We start from the raw sequence: 22,076 nt of genomic DNA, 5'->3' as shown, positions 1-22,076 counted from the left end.
GTTCACCGGCGCTGCACATCTGCCGGCCCGAAGGGGCCCTGCGCCACTCATGAATCTAATCGACCGCGACGAGATACACCGAGCGGGGCGCAACACGAGTGCATCCGGCGCACAACCCGTGCGCTCTCAGTCACCCTTTCCGCGGCGCAGGGTATCCGACGGTGCGACGCCATACGCCGCTCTGTACGCGGCGGCGAACCGAGAGGGATGCGCGAAGCCCCATCGTCGTGCGACCTGGCCGACCGTCGTTGCGCGTCCGTGCAGCAGCTCGCGATGGGCACCGTCCAGTCGCGCTCTGCGGAGCTGCTCGGCCGGCGTCGTGTCCAAAGAACGGCGGAACGCGTACTGCAGCCCCCGCGTGGACATGTGCACGGCTCCTGCGATGTCGTCGATCGTGATCGCGCGATGCGCGTTCTCATCGATGTAGTCGATAGCCCGCCGGACCGTGGTCGTCGCCGGGCGCAACTGCACCGCGCCTTCGAGCGCCTCCCGGAATCCGGTGTCGAACGACGTGAGCGTCACCCACAGGGCGTGGCGTCGAAGTCCGGCGAGGATCAGTTCGTCCTCCGCTCCGGCGTGCGCGAACGAAGCTCCAAGGTACGCGAAAGATCGTTCCCATTGCTCGGCCGCACCCTGGTCGGTCGGCGCCAGGCCTTTGACGCGCACGCGGTAGGCGTCATTCCCGCTCATGCGCCGCGCAAGCGTCTGCGCCGTCGTGCGGTCGAAGATGAGCGCCCGGACCTTCGCGTCGTCCTCCCAGCGTCCCCACACCTGCCGGCCGTCGGTCAACCACGGATGACCGGCGTCGATGCCGACGTGGCCTGAACCGAGATCGACGCGGTCCGATTGCACCCTGCAGACCAGAAGCTGATCCTCCGGTTCGACCACCGAGCGCACCTCTGCTGCGAGTTCGTATTCCACCACCGTCATGTCCTCGAGCTCCGCCGAAAGCCATTCGAAGCGGAATCGCCGAGGGTCGACGTTCTGGAGAATGGCCGACGGGACGAACTGCTTCCAGGTCTCTTCGACGCGCGTGACGTCTTTCGACTCGAAACGCAGTGTGGACAGCATCCTGCTCGCTCTCTCTTCTGAAGTCGGGCCCCTCTCGGACATTAGCCCAGGATTCATGCCTCGAACGCCATACCTGCGAGGCCGGCGGCGGTCAAGCATCTTGCTGACTCGCGAACGCGTACGCACACTGATTCTCATGACCGTGATCACGCCGCCCAACCGCGGCCGTCTGCCGTCCCGTCTCAGAAGAGCAGCGGCCGCCACCGTCCTCATATTCGTCGCAGCACTCGTATCCGCGTGCGGACTCACCGTGCCGACGGACCCCGACGGCACGCTGGATTCCGTCACGGGGGCGACCATGCGGGTCGGCGTCTCTCCCGATTCCGGACTCGTCGACGTCAGCGGAGCGGAGCCCACGGGGCCGCTCGTCGATCTGACCGAGGATTTCGCGGCATCGCTCGATGCGCGCATCGAATGGACCGTGGGCGCCGAGGAGACACTGGTCGGCGAGCTGGAGGCCGGCGAGCTCGACATGGCCATCGGAGGATTCACCGATCAGAGCCCGTGGGCCGATCGCGCAGGCGTCACAAGGGGTTTCAAGAACATCGAAGGGGCCGACGGTCGCAGCCTGGTCTTCCTCGTACCGCTCGGAGAGAACGCGTTCCTCTCCGAGCTCGAAGCATTCCTCGACGAGGAGGTCGGATCGTGACCCCGATCCACCAGTTCGGTCGTGCCGACCTCCCACAGGAGCAGCAGGATGCTCTGAAGAAGGCCGTCTTCTGGGAGTGGTTCACGATCGGCTACACACTCTGCACCATCACCCTGGTGGCGTTCGTGGTGGGCAACTCGCAGGCCATGCGCACGGCGTGGATCGAGGACATGCTGTCCCTCATCCCACAGGTCGCGTTCCTGGTCGCGCTCATCTTCGTCCGTCGCCGCCCGGACCGGACGCATCCGTATGGAATGCATCGGGCGATGGGCGTAGGCCACCTCGTCGCGGGAGTCGCACTTCTCGTCGTCGGGCTCAACCTCGCCGTCGAGGCCGTCACCGGGCTGTTCGCGGCGGAGCACCCGACGATAGGCACCGTGCAGCTGTTCGGGCAGACGATCTGGCTCGGCTGGCTGATGGTCGCCGTCATGATTCCCATCGTCATCGGTCCGGTGTTCATCTACGGGCCGGCGAAGAAGAAACTCGCGCCCGTGCTGCACAACAAGCTGCTCTACACCGACGCAGACATGGCGAAGGCCGACTGGCACACCAACGCCGCCTCGATCGTGGGCGTGCTCGGGATCGGCGTCGGCCTGTGGTGGCTGGACGGTGTGGCGGCGCTGTTCATCTCGCTCGGCATCATCCACGACGGGTTCCGCAACACGAAATCAGCGGTCGTCGATCTCATGGATCAGCGCGCGACCACGTACGACGACAAGGAACCGCACCCCCTCGCACACGAGATCGTCGAGATGCTGCGGACGCTGCCGTGGGTGCGCGACGCCGCAGTCCGTATGCGGGATGAGGGCCATGTCTTCCACGTCGAGGCGTTCGTCGTGCCGCGCAGGCGCCGTGTGTCTCTGAGGCACGTCGACGACGCATCAGAGCGCATCGCGGCTCTCGACTGGAAGGTGCAGGACGTCGTCATCGTGCCGTCAGATCGTCTTCCGGACGAGGCGGATCCTGGGCGTTGACGTCCTTGTCCCGGCGGCGCCCCCACTGCGCGAGCAGGTAGAGCACCCCGCCGACGGCCAACAGGATCGCCCCGAACAGCCAGACCTCCGGCCGCTGCTGTGTGAGCAGCAGGATGCAGGACGCGATTCCGAGATACGGAACGAAGGTCCAGACCCGGAAATGGTCGTGCTCGACTTTGTCGCGGCGCAGCACGAGCACCGACACATTGGCGCTCATGAACACGAACAGCAGCAGAAGGACGACCGTCTCGGCGAGAGTCGCAAGGTCACCGATGAGGGTGAGGAGCATCGCGACGACGGTGGTGGCGAGAATCGCGACCCACGGGGTCTTCCTTCGGGGCAGCACACGCGCGAGAGCATCGGGCAGCAGCCCCTGTTCGGCCATCCCGTATGCGAGGCGGCTGGCCATGATCATCGTCAGGAGCGCGCCGTTGGCGACGGCGATCAAGGCGATCAGGCTGAACAGCCAGGACGGAACGCCGACGCCGGTCGCCTCGACGACGGCGAGCAGCGGGCCGCTCGATTCCTGCAGCTCTTCCGGCGGAAGCGCGATCGAGCTCGCCAGCCCGACCAGCACATACACGACCCCAGCGGTGATGAGCGCGGCGAACAACGCCTTGGGATACGTCTTGGTCGGGTTCTTCACCTCCTCGATCACGTTGGCGGACGTCTCGAACCCGACGAACGAGTAGTAGGCGATGATCGCACCGCCGAGCACCGCGACGGCGACGCTCGTCCCCTCCGGCGCCTGAGTGACGCGCGACACATCGCCTCCGCCGCCGGTGACGAAGACGCCGACGACGACGATGACGATCACCAGGCCGCTGACCTCGATCGCCGTCATGACGAGGTTCGCACCCATCGATTCCCGGATGCCGCGAGCGTTGAGAGCGCCGACGATGACGAGGAACACCATCGCCACAGGGATCACGGGCAGCGCGAAGAAGGTCTGCAGGTACTGGCCTGCGAAGGCGATCGCGAGTCCGGCGGCGCTGACGACTCCGGCGGCCATCATGCTGAAGCCCACGAGGAATGACACGATGCGGCTGCGGAATGCGCGTTCCGCGAAGACGGCGGCGCCCCCCGCGCGCGGGTATTTCGTCACCAACTCGGCGTAGGAGCCGGCGGTCAGCAATGCCAGCAGCAGCGCGAGCAGGAGCGGCGCCCACAGCATCCCGCCCACTTCGACGGAGAGCACGCCCATGAGGGCGTAGATCCCGGCACCGAGGACATCCCCGAGAATGAAGGCGAACAGCAGCGGCCCGGTGATGGCGCGCCTCAAGCGGGAGGGCGCCTTCGTATCGTTCGTCATTGCGCGAACCTAGCGATGCCCCGCACATGGAGGCACCGGGCTTGACAATCGCCGGTCAACGCCGGATCCGTCGGGCCTGAGCTTCGTCCTTGCGGTCGCGCCGCACGTTCTTGCCGATCCGACGGGCATCGCGCAACGGCACTTGGACCTGGGTCTCAGCGGGGATCCCCGCCTGCAGCTGACGCACGCGCTCGACCTCGGCGTCGAATTCCGCTCCCACCAGGATCGCCATGTTCGCGATCCACAGCCACAGTCCGAAGATGATGACCCCGGCGAACGCTCCGTAGATGCGGTCGTAATCCGCGAGATTCGACACGTACAGCCAGAAGCCGAGCGATGCGAGCAGCAGAACGACGAGCGCTGCTGCGGCGCCGAGACTCATCCATCGGAAACCCGGCGGCTTCACGTTCGGGGCGAAGTAGTACAGGAAGGCGAGCAGGAACACGACGACCGCGGCGAGCAGGGGCCAGCGCACGATTCGCCATATGAACAGCGCGGTCTCCCCGAAGCCGAGCGCCTGACCGAGCGCTTCGGCGACGCCTCCGGACACGGCCAGAAGCGCCGTCACGAGGGCGGTGCACACGATGACGACCAGGGCGATCAGAAGCTGTCCCGCCTTCAAGCGCCAGACGGGACGACCCTCGACGACGCCGTAGATGCGATTCATTCCCCGGCCGAGAGCGGCCACATAGCGCGCGACGGCCCACAGCGTCAGCGCGAGCGCGAAGACGAGAAGGATGCCGGACAGCCGCGCCTCGGCGATCTGCGAGACGGCATCCTGCAATGCGGCGATCGAGGCGTCCGGCGCCCAGGCATGCACCACGTCGATGACGATGCGCGCGGTCTCCTCTCCGCGCCCGAGCAGGCTCAGCGCTGAAAAGGAGACCATTGCCGCTGGCACGAGAGCGAGCACGGCGTAGAACGTCAGGCTCGCGGCGACGTCAGGGCATTCGTCGGTTCCGAACGCGCGGAGCGTACGACGCACCGCGAACCTCCAGGATCGGGCCTCGACCGCACTGGGGCTATGGGGTTTGGCAGCTTCCTCGGCCGTCATGGTGCTCTCCTGACTCTCCCCACGAGTGTGCCGATCCGCAGCGTGTGGAGCACTCCCCTTGACATCGCCCGTTGGATACCGCGGTTCGTTTGTCAACCCGGTTCGGTCGGATGCCGTTGTGAGCGAGGGTGAGCGCATGAAGGCACTCACCTGGCATGGAAAGCGCGATGTCCGCATCGACGAGGTCGACGATCCGACGATTCTTGAACCCACCGACGCGATCATCCGCGTCACCTCCTCAGCGATCTGCGGGTCGGATCTGCATCTCTACGAGTTGCTGGGCCCGTTCCTCGATCGAGGAGACGTCCTCGGCCATGAGCCGATGGGCGAGGTCATGGATGTCGGCTCCGAGGTCGCTGAGCTCGCCATCGGAGATCGGGTGGTCATACCGTTCAACATCGCCTGCGGCCACTGCTTCATGTGCCGCCGGGGCCTGCAGTCTCAGTGCGAGACCACTCAGGTGCGCGAATACGGCAGCGGCGCAGCGCTCTTCGGATACACGAAGCTCTACGGTCAGGTTCCGGGCGGCCAGGCCGAGTACCTTCGCGTGCCGCTCGCCGACTACAACCACGTGCGGGTGGGACGAGAGCTCCCTGACGATCGCTATCTGTATCTCAGCGACATCCTGCCGACGGCCTGGCAGGGCGTCGAATACGCCCATGTGCCCGACGGCGGCACTCTGGCGGTGCTCGGTCTCGGCCCTGTCGGGCAGCTGGTCTCGCGCATCGGCACCTATCGCGGGTACCGCGTGCTCGCGGTGGATCCGGTACCTGAGCGTCGGGCCATGGCCGAGCGCCACGGCATCCTCACCTACGACCTGACGGACACGATCGTCGATGAGCTGCGCGACCTTACGGAGGGCCGCGGTGCGGATTCGGTCGTCGACGCCGTCGGGTTGGAGGCGCACGGCGCCGCCGGCGTGAAGTTCGCGCAGCAGGCGGTGGGGTTGCTTCCGGATGCCGTGGCGAGGGTGGCGCTCGACAAGGCGGGCGTCGATCGGCTGACCGCGCTCTACGCCGCCATCGACGTCGTTCGTCGCGGCGGAACCGTCTCCCTCAGCGGGGTCTATGCCGGGGACGCCGACATCCTTCCCATGAAGACGATGTTCGACAAGCAGCTGAACCTGCGCATGGGCCAGTGCAACGTCAAACGATGGATCGACGAACTCCTCCCTCTCGTGGAGGATCCGGCCGACCCGATCGGCGTCATGGATCTCGCGACGCATCATGCTCCGCTCGATGATGCACCCGGCCTGTACTCGACCTTCCAGCGCAAGGAAGACGGCTGCATCAAGGTCGTGCTCAATCCCTGATCCCCCGCTCAACGAAAGGAACACGCCATGAGTGATTCGGCAGAGACCACCGCTCAGAACCCCGACGAGCCGAAGCTTCCCGATCCCGAGCAGATGCCGGATGCCGAGGAGATGGAGGAGCCGAGCACAGAGAAGGCTCCGGGCGAAGAACCGAAGGCGCCGTCGAGGGAGGAGCCTGAACCCAGCCACGAGGCGGTCGGCATCGGCATCATCGGGCGGCCACAGGTCGAGCCGGAGGCAGAGACCGAGGGCGACGCCGAGTCGTAGACGAGCGTGTTCGACGGGTTCTCCACGACAGTCGTCGACACCGGCGCGGCGCAGATCTTCGTCCGGTACAAAGGTGCGGGCGAGCCGGTGGTGCTGTTGCACGGCCACCCTCGCACATCGGCGACATGGCATCGCGTCGCCCCGCTTCTCGTCGATCGGGGATACCAGGTGATCTGCCCCGATCTACGCGGATACGGCAGATCGATCGGCCCATCGCCGCGCGGAGATCATTCCCAGCAGTCGAAGCGGGCGATGGCGGATGACGTTCTGGCTGTCGCTCACCACCTCGGCCACGATCGCTTCCATCTCGTGGGCCATGACCGCGGGAGCTATGTCGCAATGCGGCTCGCACTCGACCACGCCGCGGCGGTCGACCGCCTGGTTCTGATGGACTGCATTCCGATCAGCGAGCACCTTCGACGCATCGATGCCCGCTTCGCCACTGCATGGTGGCACTGGTTCTTCTTCGCGCAGCCGGAGACTCCTGAACGGGTGATCAACGCCGATCCGGAGGCGTGGTACCGGCCGAAAGCCGACGCGGCGTCGATGGGCGATGAGAACCATGCCGAACTCATGAACGCCGTGCGCACGCACAGCGTGGTGCGGTCGATGCTCGAGGACTACCGAGCCGGGCTGACCATCGACCGAGACCACGAGGAGGCGGATCGCAGCATCGGCAGGAAGATCGAGTCGCCGACGCTGATTCTCTGGTCTCGACAGGATGACCTGGAGTCGCTCTACGGTGATCCACTGGCGATCTGGAACGACTGGGCCCACTCCGTCACCGGCTTCGGGATCGACAGCGGCCATCATATGGCGGAAGAAGCCGCCCCGGCTGTCGCGGCGGCCGTGGGCGGATTCATCAGCGGTGAACGATGAGCTGGGTCGGCTGTCGAGCGTCAGCCCGCGCCGTCAGGGCATGCGCAGCGCGTCGGCGGCGGCACCCAGCGCGTTCTTGTCGAGCGCGAAGTACGCCCATCGTCCACGCTGCTCGCGCGTGACCAGTCCGGCCTCGACCAGCAGCTTCATGTGATGCGAGACGGTGCCCTGCGAGAGTCCGACGGGCTCTGTGAGATCGCAGATGCACGCCTCGCCGCTGTCTCCCGCCGCGATCAACGACAGCAGTCGCACCCGTGTGGGGTCGCCGAGCGCCTTGAACACCTGCGCGGCGCGCGCGGCATCCTCGGCCGAGACCACGGAGGTCACGCGGGGCACGCAGCAGGTCGCATCGATCGTCGCCGGAAGGGTCATGGTGTTCAGTGTGGCATGTATTGACAAAGTTCGATAGGTCCTCCACGCTGGACGCATTGAAGATCGTCAATTCGAGGAGAGACATGTCCGAGCATCCTGTCGTCGTCATCGGTGCGGGCCCGCAGGGTCTCGCCGTCGCCGCCCACCTGACCGAGCGCGGGATCGACGTCGCGGTCATCGAACGCGGCGATCGTGCCGCGGCGGCGGTCGCAGAGTGGGGTCATGTGCGGCTCTTCTCCGGATGGCCGGAGCTCATCGACTCCGCCTCGCGGCGCCTCCTGGAGTCTTCCGGCTGGAGCGCGCCGGGGTCCGGTCACCCGACCGGCGCGGAGTGGGTCAGCGGGTACCTCGCACCGCTCGCGGCTGCGCTCGGCGAGCGCATCACCTACGGCACGACTGTCACCGGCGTCGCGCGGGCAGGACGCGACAAGGTTGTCGACGGCGGGAGAGGCCAGCAGCCTTTCGTCGTGCACACGGCGGATGCCGCAGGCGGTGAGGACCGCGTGCTCGCCCGCGTCGTCATCGACGCGAGCGGCACCTGGACGCATACGAACCCCGCCGGCGCCGACGGCTGGCCTGCGCGCGGCGAATCGCGCGCGTCCGACCGGATCTCGTACCGGATTCCCGACGACGTGGCAGAGTTCGCCGGTCGTCACATCGTCGTCGTGGGAGCCGGGCATTCCGCCATTCATGCAGTGCTGCGTCTCAGTGACCTTGCGCGCATCTCTCCGAGCACGCGCGTGACGTGGCTACGGCGTCGTGGCGGCGCGGATGTCTTCGGCGGGGGCGCGGGGGATGATCTTCCGGAGCGGGCAGCACTCGGTTCGCGGGCCCGGCAGGTGATCGATGCGGGTCTGGTCGACGTGTCCACCGGATTCCGGATCGCCGAGTTCCGGGAGGCTAACGATGCACTGACGGTCACGGCCGAAGACGGGCACGAGGTCGCCGGCGTAGCCCACGTCTTCGCGCTGACCGGCTTCCGGCCGGACATCGGGATGCTGCGTGAACTGCGCACCGATCTCGATCCCGCGCTGGAGGCGGTGTCCGGCATCGCCGCACACATCGACCCGAACCTGCACTCTTGCGGTTCCGTTCCCGCCACGGGCGTGCGAGAGCTTGCGCAACCCGAGCCGGGCTTCTTCATCATCGGCGCCAAGTCGTATGGGCGCGCGCCGACGTTCCTCGCGCTGACCGGCTACGAGCAGGCTCGGAGCGTCGCAGCCCACCTCGGCGGCGATCATGAGGCCGCAGCACGCAACGAACTGGTGCTGCCGGAGACCGGCGTCTGCGGCGGTGCCGGCGACTTCGACGAGGCAGGGGGCGGATGCTGTGCCGCGCCGACAGTGCTTCAGATCGGCCGCGCGCCGCTCAGCATCGGGTGACGCAGCGTGCGGTCGTCCTTCACTGCGTCTCCGTCGTTCCGCCGCCCGTCAGGGCACGCGCCTTCGTCCGGCTACAGGTCCCAGTCACCGATCGAGGCCCCCAGTGGGGAATGCTCGGCAGGCGCCGACGACTCGTGCCGCACGGTGATCACGACCCTTGACTGATGCGAGACGAGAACGGAGACATGACGGTCGCCATCCGAAAGGTCGACGAACGCGGGTTCGGATCGCGCGGCTTCCTCGATCCTTGACATGACGTCGACAAGATCGCGATCGCGTCCCAACAGGAACTCTCTGCCGTCGATCTCGACGTACGTGCTGGTGTGCTTCTCGTTCCCGCCCATGCCAGCAGGCTAAGTCGGGGACCAGGCGGCGCTGAGGGGCTTGCGCGATGCGCGCACCAGAGAGTACTGGGATATGGCCTTACCCGAAGCGGACACGCGCGGATATGGTGTAGCCATGTCAGCGAAGGACCCGAAGATCGATCCGGCGACGGAGGCCGCAATCGACCGCGCACTCGAGGCAGCCAATCTTCGGCCGGGAGATTCAACTGCTTCGACGGTGCATCCAGAGCACGGCGACTCGGCCGTCGACGACGGCGCATCTGGCGACGGAGACTAGGCACCCGCCTCGCACGCGGTATCTATTGGCGAGGCTCGTGAAGGGAACTAAGGTCGAGCACGAATCTGTAGCGGACATCGCCGCGGGCTAGGCGTTCGAGCGCGGTGTTGACTTCCGCGGCGGGAAGCACCTCAATGTCGGCTGTGATGCCGTGCTCGCCGCAGAAGTTCAGCAGGTCCTGTGTCCAGCGGTGTCCGCCGCTCCCGGCCGAAGCGAGTCGTTTGCGGCCGATGAGCAGATCTGTAGCCTGCACCCTGACTGGCCCGAGATGTCCGAGATTGAAGAGCGTGCCGTCCAGGTCCAGCGACCGGAGATACGGGGTGAGGTCATGTGCGACCGCGACAGTGTCGAGGATGAGGTCAAGTGAGCTCCGCGCATCTTCCATGGCTCCGTCGTCAGTCGAAATGACAACATGCTCGGCACCCAGCCGTTGTGCGTCCGCGACTTTGGCGGGGGTTGTCGTGAACACGGTGACTTCGGCACCGAGCGCCCGCCCGAGTCGGATAGCGAGGTGTCCGAGGCCGCCGATTCCGACGACGCCGAGTCGAGTGCCCGGACCGACTCCGGACGTGCGCAGCGGCTCCCAAACGGTGATACCGGCGCACATGAGCGGAGCGACCGCAGCAGGGTCCAAGGCTGTCGGGCGGTGGTAGACGAACCGGTCGCGGACGACATACCGGCCAGCGTAGGCTCCTGCAGTCACCGTTCCATCAACGCGGTCTCGTCCGCCGTAGGTCAATGTCGGGAACTCCGTGCAGAAGTTCTCCTGCCCTGCGTGACACATCCGGCATGTTCCGCAGGAATCGACGATATTGCCGACCGCGACCGGATCACCTGGCGCGAAGTCGATGACGCTCGAGCCGACAGCCACTACCTCGCCGACGAACTCGTGACCGGGCACGAGCGGAAAGATGCCTCCCTGCTCCGGCGGGGTGTGCAGGGCGTGGAGGTCGCTGTGGCAGACCCCGCAGAACGTCACACGCACGTCAACATCATCGGGCAGGAGCTCACGTCGAGCGATCGGGGTCGGGTGGAGGGCCTGTCCGTGAACCGTGGCGGACAGCGCGGTAGTGATCATGTGACCATGTTACCTACTAGTTGGTAGCTTGATAGGGTTGACCGATGAGCAAGGCAGATAAGACACGCGCGCTCATCCTCGACGCGGCCACCGAGGAGTTCGCCGCGCACGGCATCGCGGGGGCCCGTGTCGATCGCATCGCAGAGCGCTCGGGCATGAGCAAGCCGATGATCTACGCGTATTTCGGGGGGAAGGACAAGCTCTTCGATGCCGTCTTCGAAGTGCACGTCATCGGGAACAGTGAGAGGGTGCCGTTCACCGCTCACGATCTGGCGGGCTACGCGTCGCGACTCTACGATGACTACCTCGCCGACCCGGCACTGATGCGTCTGCTGATGTGGAAACGGCTTGAGCGCGAGGCAACGGGGTACCTGTACCCCGGGCTCGAGGAGATCGATGCTCAGCACCTGCGCGAGATTGTCGGGCAGCAGCGCATCGGAACCGTTCGGGACGACCTCAAAGCCGAGGACGTGTGGTCCCTCCTGATCGCCACTGCCGCAACGTGGGCGCAAAACTCCATCACGAACGTCGCGATGACCAGCGAACGCTCCACCGACCACCAGCGCCGCAAGTCTGCGCTCATCGAGTTCATGACGGCCGCCCTTTCACCAGTGTCCTAGACCGGCTACGCTGCGTTGGTCGGGCTCACTCTTCTTGCTCGGCCCCGCCTCGTGATGAGTGTCGCGGCGTATGCCATCGCGCTCCTGCCGTTCGAGACATAGCCACGATTTCAAGTAGTAACGAACGCGTTCACTGGGGGCTGAGCGGCCTCAGGGACTCGAACGCGAATTGAGCAATTCGCATACCGGCATACAACGACAGATTCCGCGTAATTGTGCGGGTTTTCGAGATCTCGTCGACATCCAGCGACGTCCGAAAACAGCCAGTTGGAAACAGGATGCGGCCAAAGAACGGCCAAAAATGTTACTCATGGAGTGGCTCTCAGACGCATGCCGAAATGGGATGCGGCCAATCTGAATTCGCCGCGCGGCTAGACCCGCGAATTTGAGCAATTTGCCGCTGCTGTACGTTCACGCTTAGCGATGTGCTGAAACGGTGTCGGATGCGCCAGATTGCCGTCACCGCCCGATCGACGGGCCGGACGGCGAGCCCGGAACCTGGTGCGGGCGCGCCCGATCCTCGTCTCCGGTCCGCAGCCTGTTGTGTGTCTCGCGGGTGATCAGGTCGACAGCGAGGCCGCCTTCGCGCGCGCGAGCCATCATCCGCGTGGCCGTGCTGACGCTCACATCGAGCTGCTCGGAGACGAGTTTGAGCGGCGCGAGGTTCACCGTCGCCGCGATCCGGTACAGCGCCACCGCTTCCCGCACCGTTTCCTCGTAACTGCGATCGGTGCGCGATCTCACGTCTGCCAAGTACTCGCGGAGAGGTTCGGGCTTGCCTTGCTCGCGAGTCACTTCGACGACGCGCATCGATGAGACCGCGACGAGGTACTGCACGCGCACGTCGCGCAGCGCGGCAGCTGTCACCTCCGCACCCTCCTCCGCGCGATCGACGCCGACCGATGCCGCTACGGTGCGGCGCAACCGCTCGTCGAACACCACGTGCATGCGGATGGTTCCTGCGACGTTCGCCTCACCCGTTGCGGTGACGTCCCACGCTTTCGGGATGCTCACTCCGTCGCCGACATCGATTCGCTCGCTGTCGGTCACCTCGACTGCAACGTCACTCATGCCGTGAGCCTTTCACAGATTCGCGGCGTGAGCAATACATGTCGCGGATTGCTCACGAGGGGAGTACGGTGTGGGCAAGTGATGACATGCATTGCTCACGAGAGGAGAAGGACATGAACAAGACAGACACTTCACTCGCCCTGACGATGAAGGATGCCGCTAAGCTCGTCGGCGTCGACTACCGCACAATCAAGCTCGGCATCGAGAGCGGGACCATCCCCACGGTCCAGCTCGGGTCGCGCCGGATGATTCCCCGCGTGCCGTTGCTGCGCGCCTTCGGTGTCGACGCCAGGTAGCCGCGCCACGAGGGTGCTGCCTGACGCCCAGGAGTCGGCGCCACAGCGCGATCCCTATGCGTACCACAGGCGTTCAGGGATCGGGCGAGAGCCCGGGCGTAGCCACTAAATGAAGAACTTACTCAGGCGCGTTGCTCCGTCGGGCGCCCGCCACTCGACGAGGAGTGCGGCGATTGCGGGACCTCCAAGAAGGTCGTGGACAATAAAGCCGAATCCTTCTCCGGGTTCGACCGTCCCTGGAAACGCGCTGCGGAGCGTGAGCGCTTTACCACCTGAGGGTACGCGGATGTCGATGATCTCCACGGGCAGCTGAGTGAGATTGCGCACGACCGTCTGCCGACCATGAGTGACTAATTCAAGCGGCTCAGTTCCGCCGACCGGTGTCCTTAGCGGCGTGACCGACTGTGGCGAAGTCGAGATTGTGACGGTCTCGGTCGTTGATTGAGCAACCTCCGTCAATCCCTTGCGAGTCCGAATCTCGCGTATGAAGGCGACGACGGCCACGGCGCTTGCCGAGATCGAACCGATGGCGCCGAGGTAGGCAGGGAAAACCGACGCCCAGAACTGCTCCCAAGTCATAGGAGCAGGTTAGCCGCGACGGACGACACCGGCGCAGAGCCGATCCGTATACGGGCGCACGAAAACGCCGCCGCGATGCGCGGTGACGTCGCCGGATGCATCGTCCACCGCGAGAAAGGATCTCAATTCGGAAGCCGAAAGTATCTCCGCGAGCTGACCCGTCACCGCATGGTCCGGAGCACGGGCAGAGTCGGTTCCAGCAAGGAGAACGCGGCCACGGAATCGTTCTTCGCTCGCCTGGAGAAGAACATCCTCGACCGCCCCTCTTGCACCACCCGCGAGCAACTGCGGATCGCGATAGCGACCTGGATCGAACGGACCTCCCATTGACGCCAGGCTGCCTCGCCCGTTGACGCCAATCGAGTTAAATCATCAGAACACGACCGTCGCACTGGCGACGCGACTACGAGCTGTCACCTATCCGTGCGACAGTCCCCCATCGCCATCTCAGAGTCTGCGGTACCAAGTTCACTGTGACGCCGCTCGGAGTCAGCGCAGATACTCTGCCGCGAGGGTCCTCGTTACTTGCTCCGCTCGCACCGAGAGCGCCTCGAGCTTGTCCCCGGGCATCTTCGCGAAGTTGGTCGGGTAATGCGCGATTGTGTCTCGCGGGACCAGGTCAGCGATGGGCGGCAGCTTCCGGTCGTGGGTGCCCAGATAGATGTGCAACATGCCGTCGAGGTCGGCGGCGTGCTGGTGGAGTCGGCTACGCGTCCCGTCTTGCGCCCGACCGTGGGCAATACCAAAAGTCTGGGCCGCACGGCGCGGGAGGTGGCTGGCTGGTGTACGACGGTACTGTCCGCGTCCGGAGTCGACGACGATGACAGTGTCGAGGTCGTACACGTGAGCGGTGTGATCCGCCGAGCGGCCGGGCAGCAGCGGCGTCACTCCAAGGTTGTCGTAGACGCCTCCGTCAGTGAGGGCGAGCTTCGTCCGAGTCTTCGCACCATTACGGTCCTCGAACTCGTAGCGTCGCACCAGGGCCGGCAGCAGCAAGGGGAATGCGGCAGATGCGGCCACGGCATCCGCCACCGTGACGTCGTCTGTGATGCGTCCCAACGACCAGCTCGAACTCGCCTTGCTGCCGAACCGTACCGCATGTCCGCGACTCAAGTCGGTCGCCGTGATGACGGTGTCGAGGTCGGTGCGGTTCACCGCGTCCATCGCAACGTCGAGCCCTCGTCCGCGCAGCGCCCTTGCCAGGGCCTCCGTCCGAGAGAAGGCCCGAGGCCTTCCGAGCCACGCACCTTCCACGGCGGCTGCGGTTGAACGTGCCACGGCCGCCGGGTTGAACGCGCGACGCGCGAGCTCCGCCTGCAGACCCTTTCGAAGAAGCCGACGAACGTTGAGATCGAACGCGTCGAAGTCGCTCGGGCCATATGCCCACATCGCAGCGAGCACGCTGCCGCCGCTGATTCCGGACACAACCCGCACGGAGCTCAGCAAGTCCTGGTCGTGGAGAGCGCGCATCGCGCCGAGTCCGAACGCCATCGCTCGGAACCCTCCGCCGGACAGCGCAAGTCCAATCTTCCTTGACGAGGCAGTCACGATGTCGCTCCAGGGTCTGAGTGGAATCCTTGTGGATAGGCGAAGCCTCCGGCGAAGGCCCGGTCCGCGCCGTGAGAGCCAACGCCGAACATCATCGGCATCTCGGAGGTCTGTCCGCTCAGCGTGGAGAGGCGCGCGTAGATCGATGGCTCCACACCTTCGTCGAGCCACTGTTCCCAGGTCTGACCTCCGAGGATAACCATGAGGGCCCGTTTGCCGATGCGTTCCCGATTGACCAGGCGCCACATCCCCTCGTTGTCCGTCACAGACGGGTGTGCGGCTCCGTGCGGGTGTGAATGCCAGAGCCCGACGAAACTCTGCCGGTTGTGCGTTACCTCGCGGCGGTGGTCGACCAGCTCCTGCGTGCCCACGATCCCGTGGTCAAAGAACTTGGCCGACAGAGTGCTGTCGGGTGGGGGGCCGACTGCACGGTCGACGTTGAGAATCAGGCAGGCGTCATCGAACGCACCGAGCATCATCCCGCCGGTTTCGATGCGCTGGCCTCGAAGTCGTCGCCCACGACGGGCTTCTGTCCGCATCTCGGCAAGGGCGTGCTGAGACAACCGGATCTCGTACGCTCCGGAGCTCCTGTCCGGCAGTATGAGATCCGACGCCCACGTCCGCACGTCCACAGCAGGTTTCGTTCGGCTCGAGCGGCGCACGACCACCGCTGACATCTCATCGGAGTGCGTCGCGAATGCGGCGAGGGCCTCGTTCAGGAGCATACCGGCAAGTGCGCTGACGTCAGCGTGCGATCCGACGAACGTTGGCGACGAGCATCCGGGCTCGGGAAAGAAGAGCGCGGTGCGGGGCTCGCGCGGGAAGAAGTCGTCGGCGATGTCGTCGAGGCTGGGCGAGGCGAGAGCCTCGATGGCGAACCGACGAAGAATGTCTACCGGCCCACCCGAAACTCCTCGAGTGGCCACCGTTCCGATTCCGTTCTTCGCGTCGTGACCAATCACGACGCTGAGCAGGTTTGGCCAGTGCTCCCGGCGGGCCATGCGGTGGCGTTCGATTGCGTTGCGCACGCCCACGTCTGCTGTTGCGTCGATGACGAGATCGACATCAGGCTCCTGAGCCGTCACGGAGAGCAAGCTCGTCACGACATCGCCGACGAGCGATTGCACGATGAGGTCTCCGCGAATCCCGCTCAGGCGCTCAGCGAGCACCTGAGCTTTGAATCGACCGATATCCGCATCTGTGTACGGCTGCCGACTGAGAATTCCCGGGTTTACGCGACCCTTGTCGGCCACCGTCAGCTCGCTCACCCCGGCCCGCACGCAATGTTCAGCGATGGACGCCCCTAGGGCGCCTGATCCAAGGATGAGCACTCTCTTGCCGCGAAGGCTCGCTGCATCCGATTCGGCATCGCGAGCACGGGTGACCTCGGAGCGTCCTTCCCACACACGCATCCAGGCGACCTTCGAATGCTCGATCCAGAGACGTCCGAGCTTGTACATCTCCTCGCGCTTGTCTTTCATGACGCCGAAGTCCCCGTCGCTGAGAAGGTCCGCGACTTTGGACCCGGTGTCATCGAGCCTCCATGCACTCAGGTGAGCGAGGAGCGCCTCATCGATTCGACGTGCCGGCGTCCCGACGATGACGATGGCCGGCAGTTGTTCGGTGCGCGCGAGCTTCTCTTCGATGGCTCGATTGACGAGCCGTACTCTCGAGAGCTCGCTGAGCAGGTCGTCTCGGCCAACTCCGCTGAGCTCAAGGGCGTCGACGAGCGGCTTCGCGCCGTTGGGGAACTCGAATGCGATCTGGTCTGAGATGAGCGCCGTGGTTGCCAGGAAGAAGACATCACCATCCGCGTTCAGTGGCTCGAAGTCGTCATCAACAACCCTGTTGAGTGTCTCTTGCCACGTCAACCACTCGACCACTTCGCTGCGATGAGCCCGCATCACGCACCACGCGTACAGGATCTGAGTGCGTTGGACTGAGCCATCGCGCGCCCACGGCACGAGGTGTCCGAGGTTGGGTTTCACCAAGAGGTGGCCAGCGGACGCGGTGGGGTACACGGCAGGCGGATGGAGAGGCTGTCCCTCCGGGTCCAGCGTTCCTGCGGCGGCGTTCTCCAACCAGCTCATCAGCCGATCTAGGTAACCGCGGATACCGTCTCCGGGGTTCCACTCGACGGACGGCGCAGCGTAGAGGCAGAGATGCCTTCCCCACTGCACGTGAGCAGTTCCCGCCCAACGCCGGTGACGTGACGAGATGCTGGGAGCTGCGAACGGGAAGGAGTCGGGCACCATGATGGTGAATCGCTCGCGCGCACGCACCCGAATACCTCCGGGTGCGTGCGTGATGCCTCGGGTGTCAAGCGAGACGTCGAGGTACGTCCACCCGTCTTTCTCCGAGGTGGACAGCAGCTGAATGGGCCCGTCGGGGGTCGAGAGCGCCTCGATCTGCCCGACGGCGAAGTCGTTCACTGACCAAAACCGATGGCGGTCTCCGGCGCGGCGTCTCCACCGCGGTCCGAAGCTGTGGCCTCACGCACCTGCTCGGGCCCGGAAGCGGCCGCTGTGGTCGCCGCGGTGGCTGCCACAGCGCCTGCGACGATGCTTGCGCGAGCAAGCACGGTTGCCAGCCTCGATTCTGCGTGCGCGAACACGGCCTCCTTGGAGAGATTCGCGGATGCAGCCAGTTCGACCGTCTCATCGCGCACGATGCCAGCGCCTGACGCAGACACGCCGAAGACGATGGGCGACGGCTCGTTGACATCGAGCCATTCCATGGTGACGAGGAACTCCTCTGCGATCTCGCGATACCTGTCAGCCGCCATCTTGTGCGGAGGATTGGCGCCGTCGCTGTCTTCTTCGGGAATGACATGGCTGCTTGACACAATGACAGCGCCATCCCGCTGGTGTTCGACGAACTTGTCCAGAACGTCATCGAGAAGCTGCTCCGACCCATCGACAGACTTCAGATACATCACCTTCTTCGAGCAGTGATGCGGAGCAAGCAACAGGTCCCACTCCAGCTTTTCGGTTCGCTCCTTTTCTTCGCTGTAGCTCATGATTTTCATGATGGTGTCGTGAGCGAGGTCGCCGAAGAGAAGAAGTTTGCCGTTGACGCCAGACTCATCGCGAAGCGTTACCTGCATCGCGAGCGATGTCTCGTTCCGGGCTGCGGCGGCATCCGCTTTGAAGGGGGCGTGGATGAACGCCTCGAAGACATCGCTGCAATCGATGCCGTCGAGTGCGGTGATGGGCTTTCCGGGGCCACTCTTGAACTCCGCAGGCAGCTCGTCGTATGCATGCTTGTCGTGGTCGGTGTCATAACCGAAGACGATGACTCGATCGCCGCTCGCTGGTTCCTTCCCGTTCGCGACGTCGGTGAGGACTGCGGCCACGCGCCGCTCTGCCTCTTCTTGGAAGGCGCGTGCGTCCTCGCATAGGTCGTCCTCGGCGCCATCGAGGTACTCGCGCCACATGCGAGGTGTCGCCCACAGCTCCCCGATGGTCACCTTCTCAAGGAGGTCGGCGAAGCCACGGCAATGATCCTTGTCCGCGTGCGTGAGCGCGAATACCGCCAGGTACGGGCGTCCATCCCGGAGCGGCAAGCTCGCTGCGAGTTCGTCCACCACCGGGCGCTCTGGATTGTCGGCCGAATCGGCCTTCGCCAAGTCATTCAGGTCAATCTGCATGACCAACTCTTCGCTGATGACGAGAGTCGTGCTGTCTCCGGTGCCAACCGGCCAAAACACGGCGCCTCGTGTAGGGAGCGTGTCGGTCATTTAATAGTCCTCCTTGTTGTCACAGCCTGTTCAGGAATGGCTTGCCGCGGAGGAAGTTCTGTGTTGGCACGTGTTCCCCCGAATGCGGGCCATGGTCCCCAGGCCGGCAGACTCGCCAATGCCACTGTCTACCTCACTGCTGTTGCAGCTGCGTTCAGTGTACGAGCGGCCGCCGACATCGAGAATGTTCATCACAGCGCTTCCAGCGGGATCCCTGCGCGTAACAGCCGAATCACCTCCCGCACGGCGCCCATCCTTGCAACATAGGAGTCGCCGCTTGAGATGGATTCCAGGCAGCAACGCCGTGAGACACATGGCCACGTGCGCGCGTCGGGCTTCGATGACCTCTGCTTATATGGGTGAAGAGATCACAGAGTCGGGGGCCGCCATGTGGCAGGGGTCATACGAGTTCACGGTAAACCAGTGGGGAGTTGGACACGGAGGCTTCCATTCCCAGTCGCTGTTCTTCCAGCAGCTTCATCGTGGCCCTACTAGGCCCGCAGACGACGGGTCGATGTTCCGAATTGTTTACGACTGCGGCTCAGGCCGGGGCCTCAAGCCCCGAGCGGCGCTTCCGAGTGCTGTCGAGCGGATGCTGGACGACGTGCCCGACGGCTCGACCATCGACCTCCTCGTCGTCTCTCACTTCGACCGCGATCACATCAACGGCCTCGAGCACTTGGCCCAGAAGCTCGGAGAAAAGGACATCGACGTCACGCGAGTGTGGGCGCCGATTCTGTCGAAGATCGAAGCGCTATACGCCATGACCGACTCAGACCTCAGCGACACGGAGTTGGAAACGTACGCGAGCTTCTTATACGATCCTGCCACCGCTCTCGGGGAGCTCTTCGCTGATGCCGAGGTTTCCCTTATTCCGACGGATACCGAGCCGCTGCCTCTCCCTCCCGCCTCTGAAGTCGGCGATCCCGATGGCGACCAGGACCCAGGCGACGAAAAGATAGTTCTCGAAGCTGGGACAGGGGGGCGAGGCCTGCTCGCCCGTCGCGGCGGCGCGAAGGCACGGGAGTTTCTATGGGAGATCCAGCCATACGTCATCCCGTCCGTTCTCAAAGGGGCAACCCAAGCTCGCCAACTTCTCCGTCGCCGCCTCGGAAAGCCGATCGAGGACTGCACTCTCCAAGATCTCATCACCCTCATGAACCACGCTTCGCTTACCACCGCCTTTCATGACGCTGTTCGGGCTCATCATCGCCGCCTCTCGAGATCTGCACGGGCGTCCAGCGCCCGAAGCGGACCAAACCTGTCGTCCCTTTGTCTCTACTCGGGACCCGCTTCACCGTATGAGTGGTGCCATTTCCGCGGAGGATGGAAGCCGCTGTCGGCAACACCTGAAGCGATCCCTATCGCCCCATCGTGGCTCGGAACGGGTGACGCAGGTCTTCGCCGAGGGCAGGATGTAGATGGACTCCGCACCGCGCTGACGCAACATCGGCTGGATAGGGTGGGCATCATGTCAGCGCCGCATCACGGTTCTCGTCTAGATTCCGCGGCTCCACTTTGGGACGCGCTGCCGAACGTACGCAGAGTCACCGTCGAAGCGCACAATGCGAAAGGCGGCGCCGGGAACGCTCATCCTCACTTACAAGTCCTGAACGAACTCTCGCACCGGAACGTACCGTTTCACGTGTGCACAGACGACAACGACTTCTTTTGGAGAGACAAGCGCATCCGGTAGGGCGATGGCAGTACCCGCAGGGATTATCTCATCGAGGGTGCGTGGCTCCAGGTGAGGCGGATCGCCGTTGAACGCTCTCGACATCGCACTGACATCGACACCGTGTTAGTGCCACTTGGGAATCATGAGAGCTGGGGAAAGATCACTCCGGCTTTCGCGGCACACCCTAGTTCGTCGGTGCGCGTGTCGGGCATGACATGGCTTCATGCACGGCCTAAACGCCTGACAATCGGCGGACGGACTGTTCTCTCGCATGGCGGCGCCGTAGCTGTTGACCGTCACTCGCGAATCGAAGATCTGGCCTGGTGGCCGGATGAAGCCATCACCGATGCATACGAATCCAGGGCATCGAAGATGCCGCGATGCTGCCACACGCGGCCGCGGCTCTTCCCCGTGGTCTCAGTAAGCACCTCGCACTCGGTGAGCGAATCGAGCGCGCGAAGCGCGGTCATCTCCCCGAGACCCAGCGCGCTCTTGAGGTACTTGACGTTCACCGCAGGCTGGCCAACCAGTGTGGGCAGGATCTTCCACGCCGCGGCATCTGCACGGATGCCCGCCATCTTCGCGCGGGACTCCTCGAACTGCTCGACGAGAGCGTCGACGAGCTGCATGCCCGTCATCGCGGCGATCCTGCTCGCGCCTGCGAAGCCGCGAATGATCGGGCCGGCATCACCCTCACGGAACGAGCCGAGGGCAGCGAAGTAGCGGGGCACATCGACGAGGAGGCCAGCCGAGATCGGCACAGCCGTCGAGTCGACGAGGCCCTTGTTTCGCAGGATCGACTGCGCGAGTGCGCGGCCCGTTCGACCGTTCCCATCCGGGAACGGGTGGATCGTCTCGAACTGTGCGTGCGCGACGGCTACCTGCACGAGCACCGGTACGTCCTGACGCTTCACGAAGCGGACGAGGTCCCCGATCGCACCGGGAACGCGGTCGTGATGCGGTGCGACGAAGTCGGCGAGGCGGGGGCCGGCTTCGCCTCTCCCGATCCAGACCTGCTCCGTGCGGAACCGTCCCGCGTCCTCGGGCGGGAAGCCTGTCTGGTGGAGCATCAGGGCTGTGTGCATCGCGAGAATGGAGTCCTCGCTGATTTCATTGGCGAGCTGCAGCGCAGCTTCCATGGCGCGGACGTTGCCAACGACGGTGAGCGCGTTCGCCTTGTCGCCCTCGCCGATCTCGGCGAGGGCGAGCTGCTTGGCCGATGTCGTCAACTGCTCGATCTGCGAGCTGGAGGCAGATTCGGTGCGAAGCAGGATCGCGGTCATCGGACCCAGCGCGGGATTGCCTGTACCGAGCTTCCGCTGCGCGTGATAGTCGAACTCGACCAGCTGGCGAGTCGCGTCCTCGACGTCTGCCGAGCTCTCGCTCGAGATGACGGGCGACCAGTCTGCTATCGGCGGCGTGACCGCGGCGTCGTAGGGTCCGGTCTGTCGCTCCACCTCGGCGCGCGAGTGCATCGCGGGCGCACGCGGCACCCAATCGTAGGTCTCGTAGGTCACCGCATCGATGGGGACGAGACTGCCAGTAGGTGTGGCCACTTCCACAGATTACCAACA

General features: G+C 64.9%; 23 protein-coding genes and 1 pseudogene. 10 read left to right on the top strand and 14 right to left on the bottom strand.

Going from position 1 to position 22,076, the window contains the following annotated elements:
• Positions 1–126 precede the first annotated feature (126 nt).
• Complete coding sequence (locus IM776_RS04675; RefSeq protein ID WP_228479916.1) at positions 127–1,071, bottom strand: helix-turn-helix transcriptional regulator; 945 nt, start codon at positions 1,069–1,071, stop codon at positions 127–129.
• Between the two features lie 136 nt (positions 1,072–1,207).
• Here IM776_RS04675 and IM776_RS04670 point away from each other — a divergent pair, with 136 nt between their 5' ends.
• Positions 1,208–1,720, top strand: coding sequence for a type 2 periplasmic-binding domain-containing protein (locus tag IM776_RS04670; protein ID WP_228479915.1), 513 nt, complete (start codon positions 1,208–1,210; stop codon positions 1,718–1,720).
• Positions 1,717–2,694: a cation diffusion facilitator family transporter gene (locus tag IM776_RS04665; protein WP_422730934.1), complete on the top strand. Its 978-nt coding sequence runs from the start codon at positions 1,717–1,719 to the stop codon at positions 2,692–2,694. The genes IM776_RS04670 and IM776_RS04665 overlap by 4 nt, the downstream gene beginning before the upstream one ends.
• Here the strand turns inward: IM776_RS04665 and IM776_RS04660 are convergent.
• Together IM776_RS04660 and IM776_RS04655 are read right to left on the bottom strand one after the other, a co-directional pair.
• Positions 2,645–4,006, bottom strand: a complete 1,362-nt coding sequence (locus IM776_RS04660) for an APC family permease (RefSeq protein ID WP_194421856.1) — start codon at positions 4,004–4,006, stop codon at positions 2,645–2,647. The genes IM776_RS04665 and IM776_RS04660 overlap by 50 nt on opposite strands.
• A 55-nt stretch (positions 4,007–4,061) precedes the next feature.
• A complete protein-coding gene (locus IM776_RS04655) occupies positions 4,062–4,991 on the bottom strand; it encodes a YihY/virulence factor BrkB family protein (protein WP_194421855.1) in 930 nt (309 codons plus the stop codon).
• Between the two features lie 205 nt (positions 4,992–5,196).
• Here IM776_RS04655 and IM776_RS04650 point away from each other — a divergent pair, with 205 nt between their 5' ends.
• The 3 genes from IM776_RS04650 to IM776_RS04640 are packed head-to-tail and all read left to right on the top strand — an operon-like array spanning position 5,197 to position 7,518.
• Positions 5,197–6,372, top strand: coding sequence for a zinc-dependent alcohol dehydrogenase (locus IM776_RS04650; protein WP_194421854.1), 1,176 nt, complete (start codon positions 5,197–5,199; stop codon positions 6,370–6,372).
• Between the two features lie 27 nt (positions 6,373–6,399).
• Positions 6,400–6,639 carry a hypothetical protein gene (locus IM776_RS04645; protein WP_194421853.1) on the top strand — a complete coding sequence of 80 codons (240 nt, stop codon included), beginning with the start codon at positions 6,400–6,402 and terminating at the stop codon, positions 6,637–6,639.
• Positions 6,640–6,645: 6 nt separating this feature from the next.
• A complete protein-coding gene (locus tag IM776_RS04640) occupies positions 6,646–7,518 on the top strand; it encodes an alpha/beta hydrolase (RefSeq protein ID WP_194421852.1) in 873 nt (290 codons plus the stop codon).
• A gap of 33 nt (positions 7,519–7,551) precedes the next feature.
• Here the strand turns inward: IM776_RS04640 and IM776_RS04635 are convergent, their stop codons facing one another.
• Positions 7,552–7,890 (bottom strand): ArsR/SmtB family transcription factor, encoded by a 339-nt coding sequence (locus tag IM776_RS04635; protein ID WP_194421851.1) that lies wholly within the window; start codon positions 7,888–7,890, stop codon positions 7,552–7,554.
• Positions 7,891–7,973: 83 nt separating this feature from the next.
• Between IM776_RS04635 and IM776_RS04630 the strand changes: the two genes are divergently transcribed.
• Entirely contained in the window at positions 7,974–9,272 is a 1,299-nt protein-coding gene (locus IM776_RS04630; RefSeq protein WP_194421850.1) for an FAD-dependent oxidoreductase, read from the top strand.
• Positions 9,273–9,343: 71 nt separating this feature from the next.
• Here IM776_RS04630 and IM776_RS04625 read toward each other — a convergent pair whose 3' ends face one another.
• Positions 9,344–9,616: a hypothetical protein gene (locus IM776_RS04625; RefSeq protein WP_194421849.1), complete on the bottom strand. Its 273-nt coding sequence runs from the start codon at positions 9,614–9,616 to the stop codon at positions 9,344–9,346.
• Between the two features lie 115 nt (positions 9,617–9,731).
• Here IM776_RS04625 and IM776_RS04620 point away from each other — a divergent pair, with 115 nt between their 5' ends.
• Complete coding sequence (locus tag IM776_RS04620) at positions 9,732–9,893, top strand: hypothetical protein (RefSeq protein WP_194421848.1); 162 nt, start codon at positions 9,732–9,734, stop codon at positions 9,891–9,893.
• Between the two features lie 22 nt (positions 9,894–9,915).
• Here IM776_RS04620 and IM776_RS04615 read toward each other — a convergent pair whose 3' ends face one another.
• Positions 9,916–10,971 (bottom strand): NAD(P)-dependent alcohol dehydrogenase, encoded by a 1,056-nt coding sequence (locus IM776_RS04615; RefSeq protein WP_194421847.1) that lies wholly within the window; start codon positions 10,969–10,971, stop codon positions 9,916–9,918.
• Between the two features lie 44 nt (positions 10,972–11,015).
• Between IM776_RS04615 and IM776_RS04610 the strand changes: the two genes are divergently transcribed.
• Positions 11,016–11,591 carry a TetR/AcrR family transcriptional regulator gene (locus tag IM776_RS04610; RefSeq protein WP_194421846.1) on the top strand — a complete coding sequence of 192 codons (576 nt, stop codon included), beginning with the start codon at positions 11,016–11,018 and terminating at the stop codon, positions 11,589–11,591.
• A 459-nt stretch (positions 11,592–12,050) separates the two neighbouring features.
• Here the strand turns inward: IM776_RS04610 and IM776_RS04605 are convergent, their stop codons facing one another.
• Positions 12,051–12,662 (bottom strand): hypothetical protein, encoded by a 612-nt coding sequence (locus IM776_RS04605; protein ID WP_194421845.1) that lies wholly within the window; start codon positions 12,660–12,662, stop codon positions 12,051–12,053.
• Positions 12,663–12,775: 113 nt separating this feature from the next.
• On the opposite strand from IM776_RS04605, the gene IM776_RS04600 reads away from it, so the two are divergent.
• Complete coding sequence (locus IM776_RS04600) at positions 12,776–12,958, top strand: excisionase family DNA-binding protein (RefSeq protein WP_228479914.1); 183 nt, start codon at positions 12,776–12,778, stop codon at positions 12,956–12,958.
• 105 nt (positions 12,959–13,063) lie between these two features.
• On the opposite strand, the gene IM776_RS04595 is transcribed toward IM776_RS04600, so the two are convergent.
• The 6 genes and pseudogenes from IM776_RS04595 to IM776_RS04575 form a co-directional block, all read right to left on the bottom strand.
• Positions 13,064–13,537 (bottom strand): hypothetical protein, encoded by a 474-nt coding sequence (locus IM776_RS04595; protein WP_194421844.1) that lies wholly within the window; start codon positions 13,535–13,537, stop codon positions 13,064–13,066.
• A gap of 9 nt (positions 13,538–13,546) precedes the next feature.
• Positions 13,547–13,864 carry a hypothetical protein gene (locus IM776_RS04590; protein ID WP_194421843.1) on the bottom strand — a complete coding sequence of 106 codons (318 nt, stop codon included), beginning with the start codon at positions 13,862–13,864 and terminating at the stop codon, positions 13,547–13,549.
• A 162-nt stretch (positions 13,865–14,026) separates the two neighbouring features.
• Positions 14,027–15,085, bottom strand: coding sequence for a patatin-like phospholipase family protein (locus tag IM776_RS04585; protein ID WP_228479913.1), 1,059 nt, complete (start codon positions 15,083–15,085; stop codon positions 14,027–14,029).
• On the bottom strand, positions 15,082–17,073 hold the full coding sequence (locus IM776_RS04580) for a ThiF family adenylyltransferase (protein ID WP_228479912.1): 1,992 nt from the start codon (positions 17,071–17,073) through the stop codon (positions 15,082–15,084). Before IM776_RS04580 ends, IM776_RS04585 begins: the two co-directional genes overlap by 4 nt.
• A 33-nt stretch (positions 17,074–17,106) precedes the next feature.
• Positions 17,107–17,517, bottom strand: a pseudogene (locus tag IM776_RS15945) (hypothetical protein); the annotation flags it as partial.
• Positions 17,514–18,824: a ComEC/Rec2 family competence protein gene (locus tag IM776_RS04575; RefSeq protein WP_194421840.1), complete on the bottom strand. Its 1,311-nt coding sequence runs from the start codon at positions 18,822–18,824 to the stop codon at positions 17,514–17,516. The gene IM776_RS04575 and the pseudogene IM776_RS15945, both read right to left, overlap by 4 nt.
• A gap of 355 nt (positions 18,825–19,179) precedes the next feature.
• Here IM776_RS04575 and IM776_RS04570 point away from each other — a divergent pair, with 355 nt between their 5' ends.
• The gene (locus IM776_RS04570; RefSeq protein ID WP_194421839.1) at positions 19,180–20,520 is read left to right on the top strand and encodes a ComEC/Rec2 family competence protein; all 1,341 of its coding nucleotides are present in this window, start codon (positions 19,180–19,182) and stop codon (positions 20,518–20,520) included.
• Positions 20,521–20,798: 278 nt separating this feature from the next.
• Here IM776_RS04570 and IM776_RS04565 read toward each other — a convergent pair whose 3' ends face one another.
• Positions 20,799–22,058, bottom strand: a complete 1,260-nt coding sequence (locus tag IM776_RS04565) for a Fic family protein (protein WP_323741052.1) — start codon at positions 22,056–22,058, stop codon at positions 20,799–20,801.
• Positions 22,059–22,076 lie beyond the last annotated feature (18 nt).

The organism is Microbacterium abyssi (assembly GCF_015277895.1).
Taxonomy (GTDB): domain Bacteria; phylum Actinomycetota; class Actinomycetes; order Actinomycetales; family Microbacteriaceae; genus Microbacterium; species Microbacterium abyssi.
The sequence above is the reverse complement of the archived record's forward strand: the minus strand, read 5'-3'. Positions and strand labels throughout refer to the sequence as shown.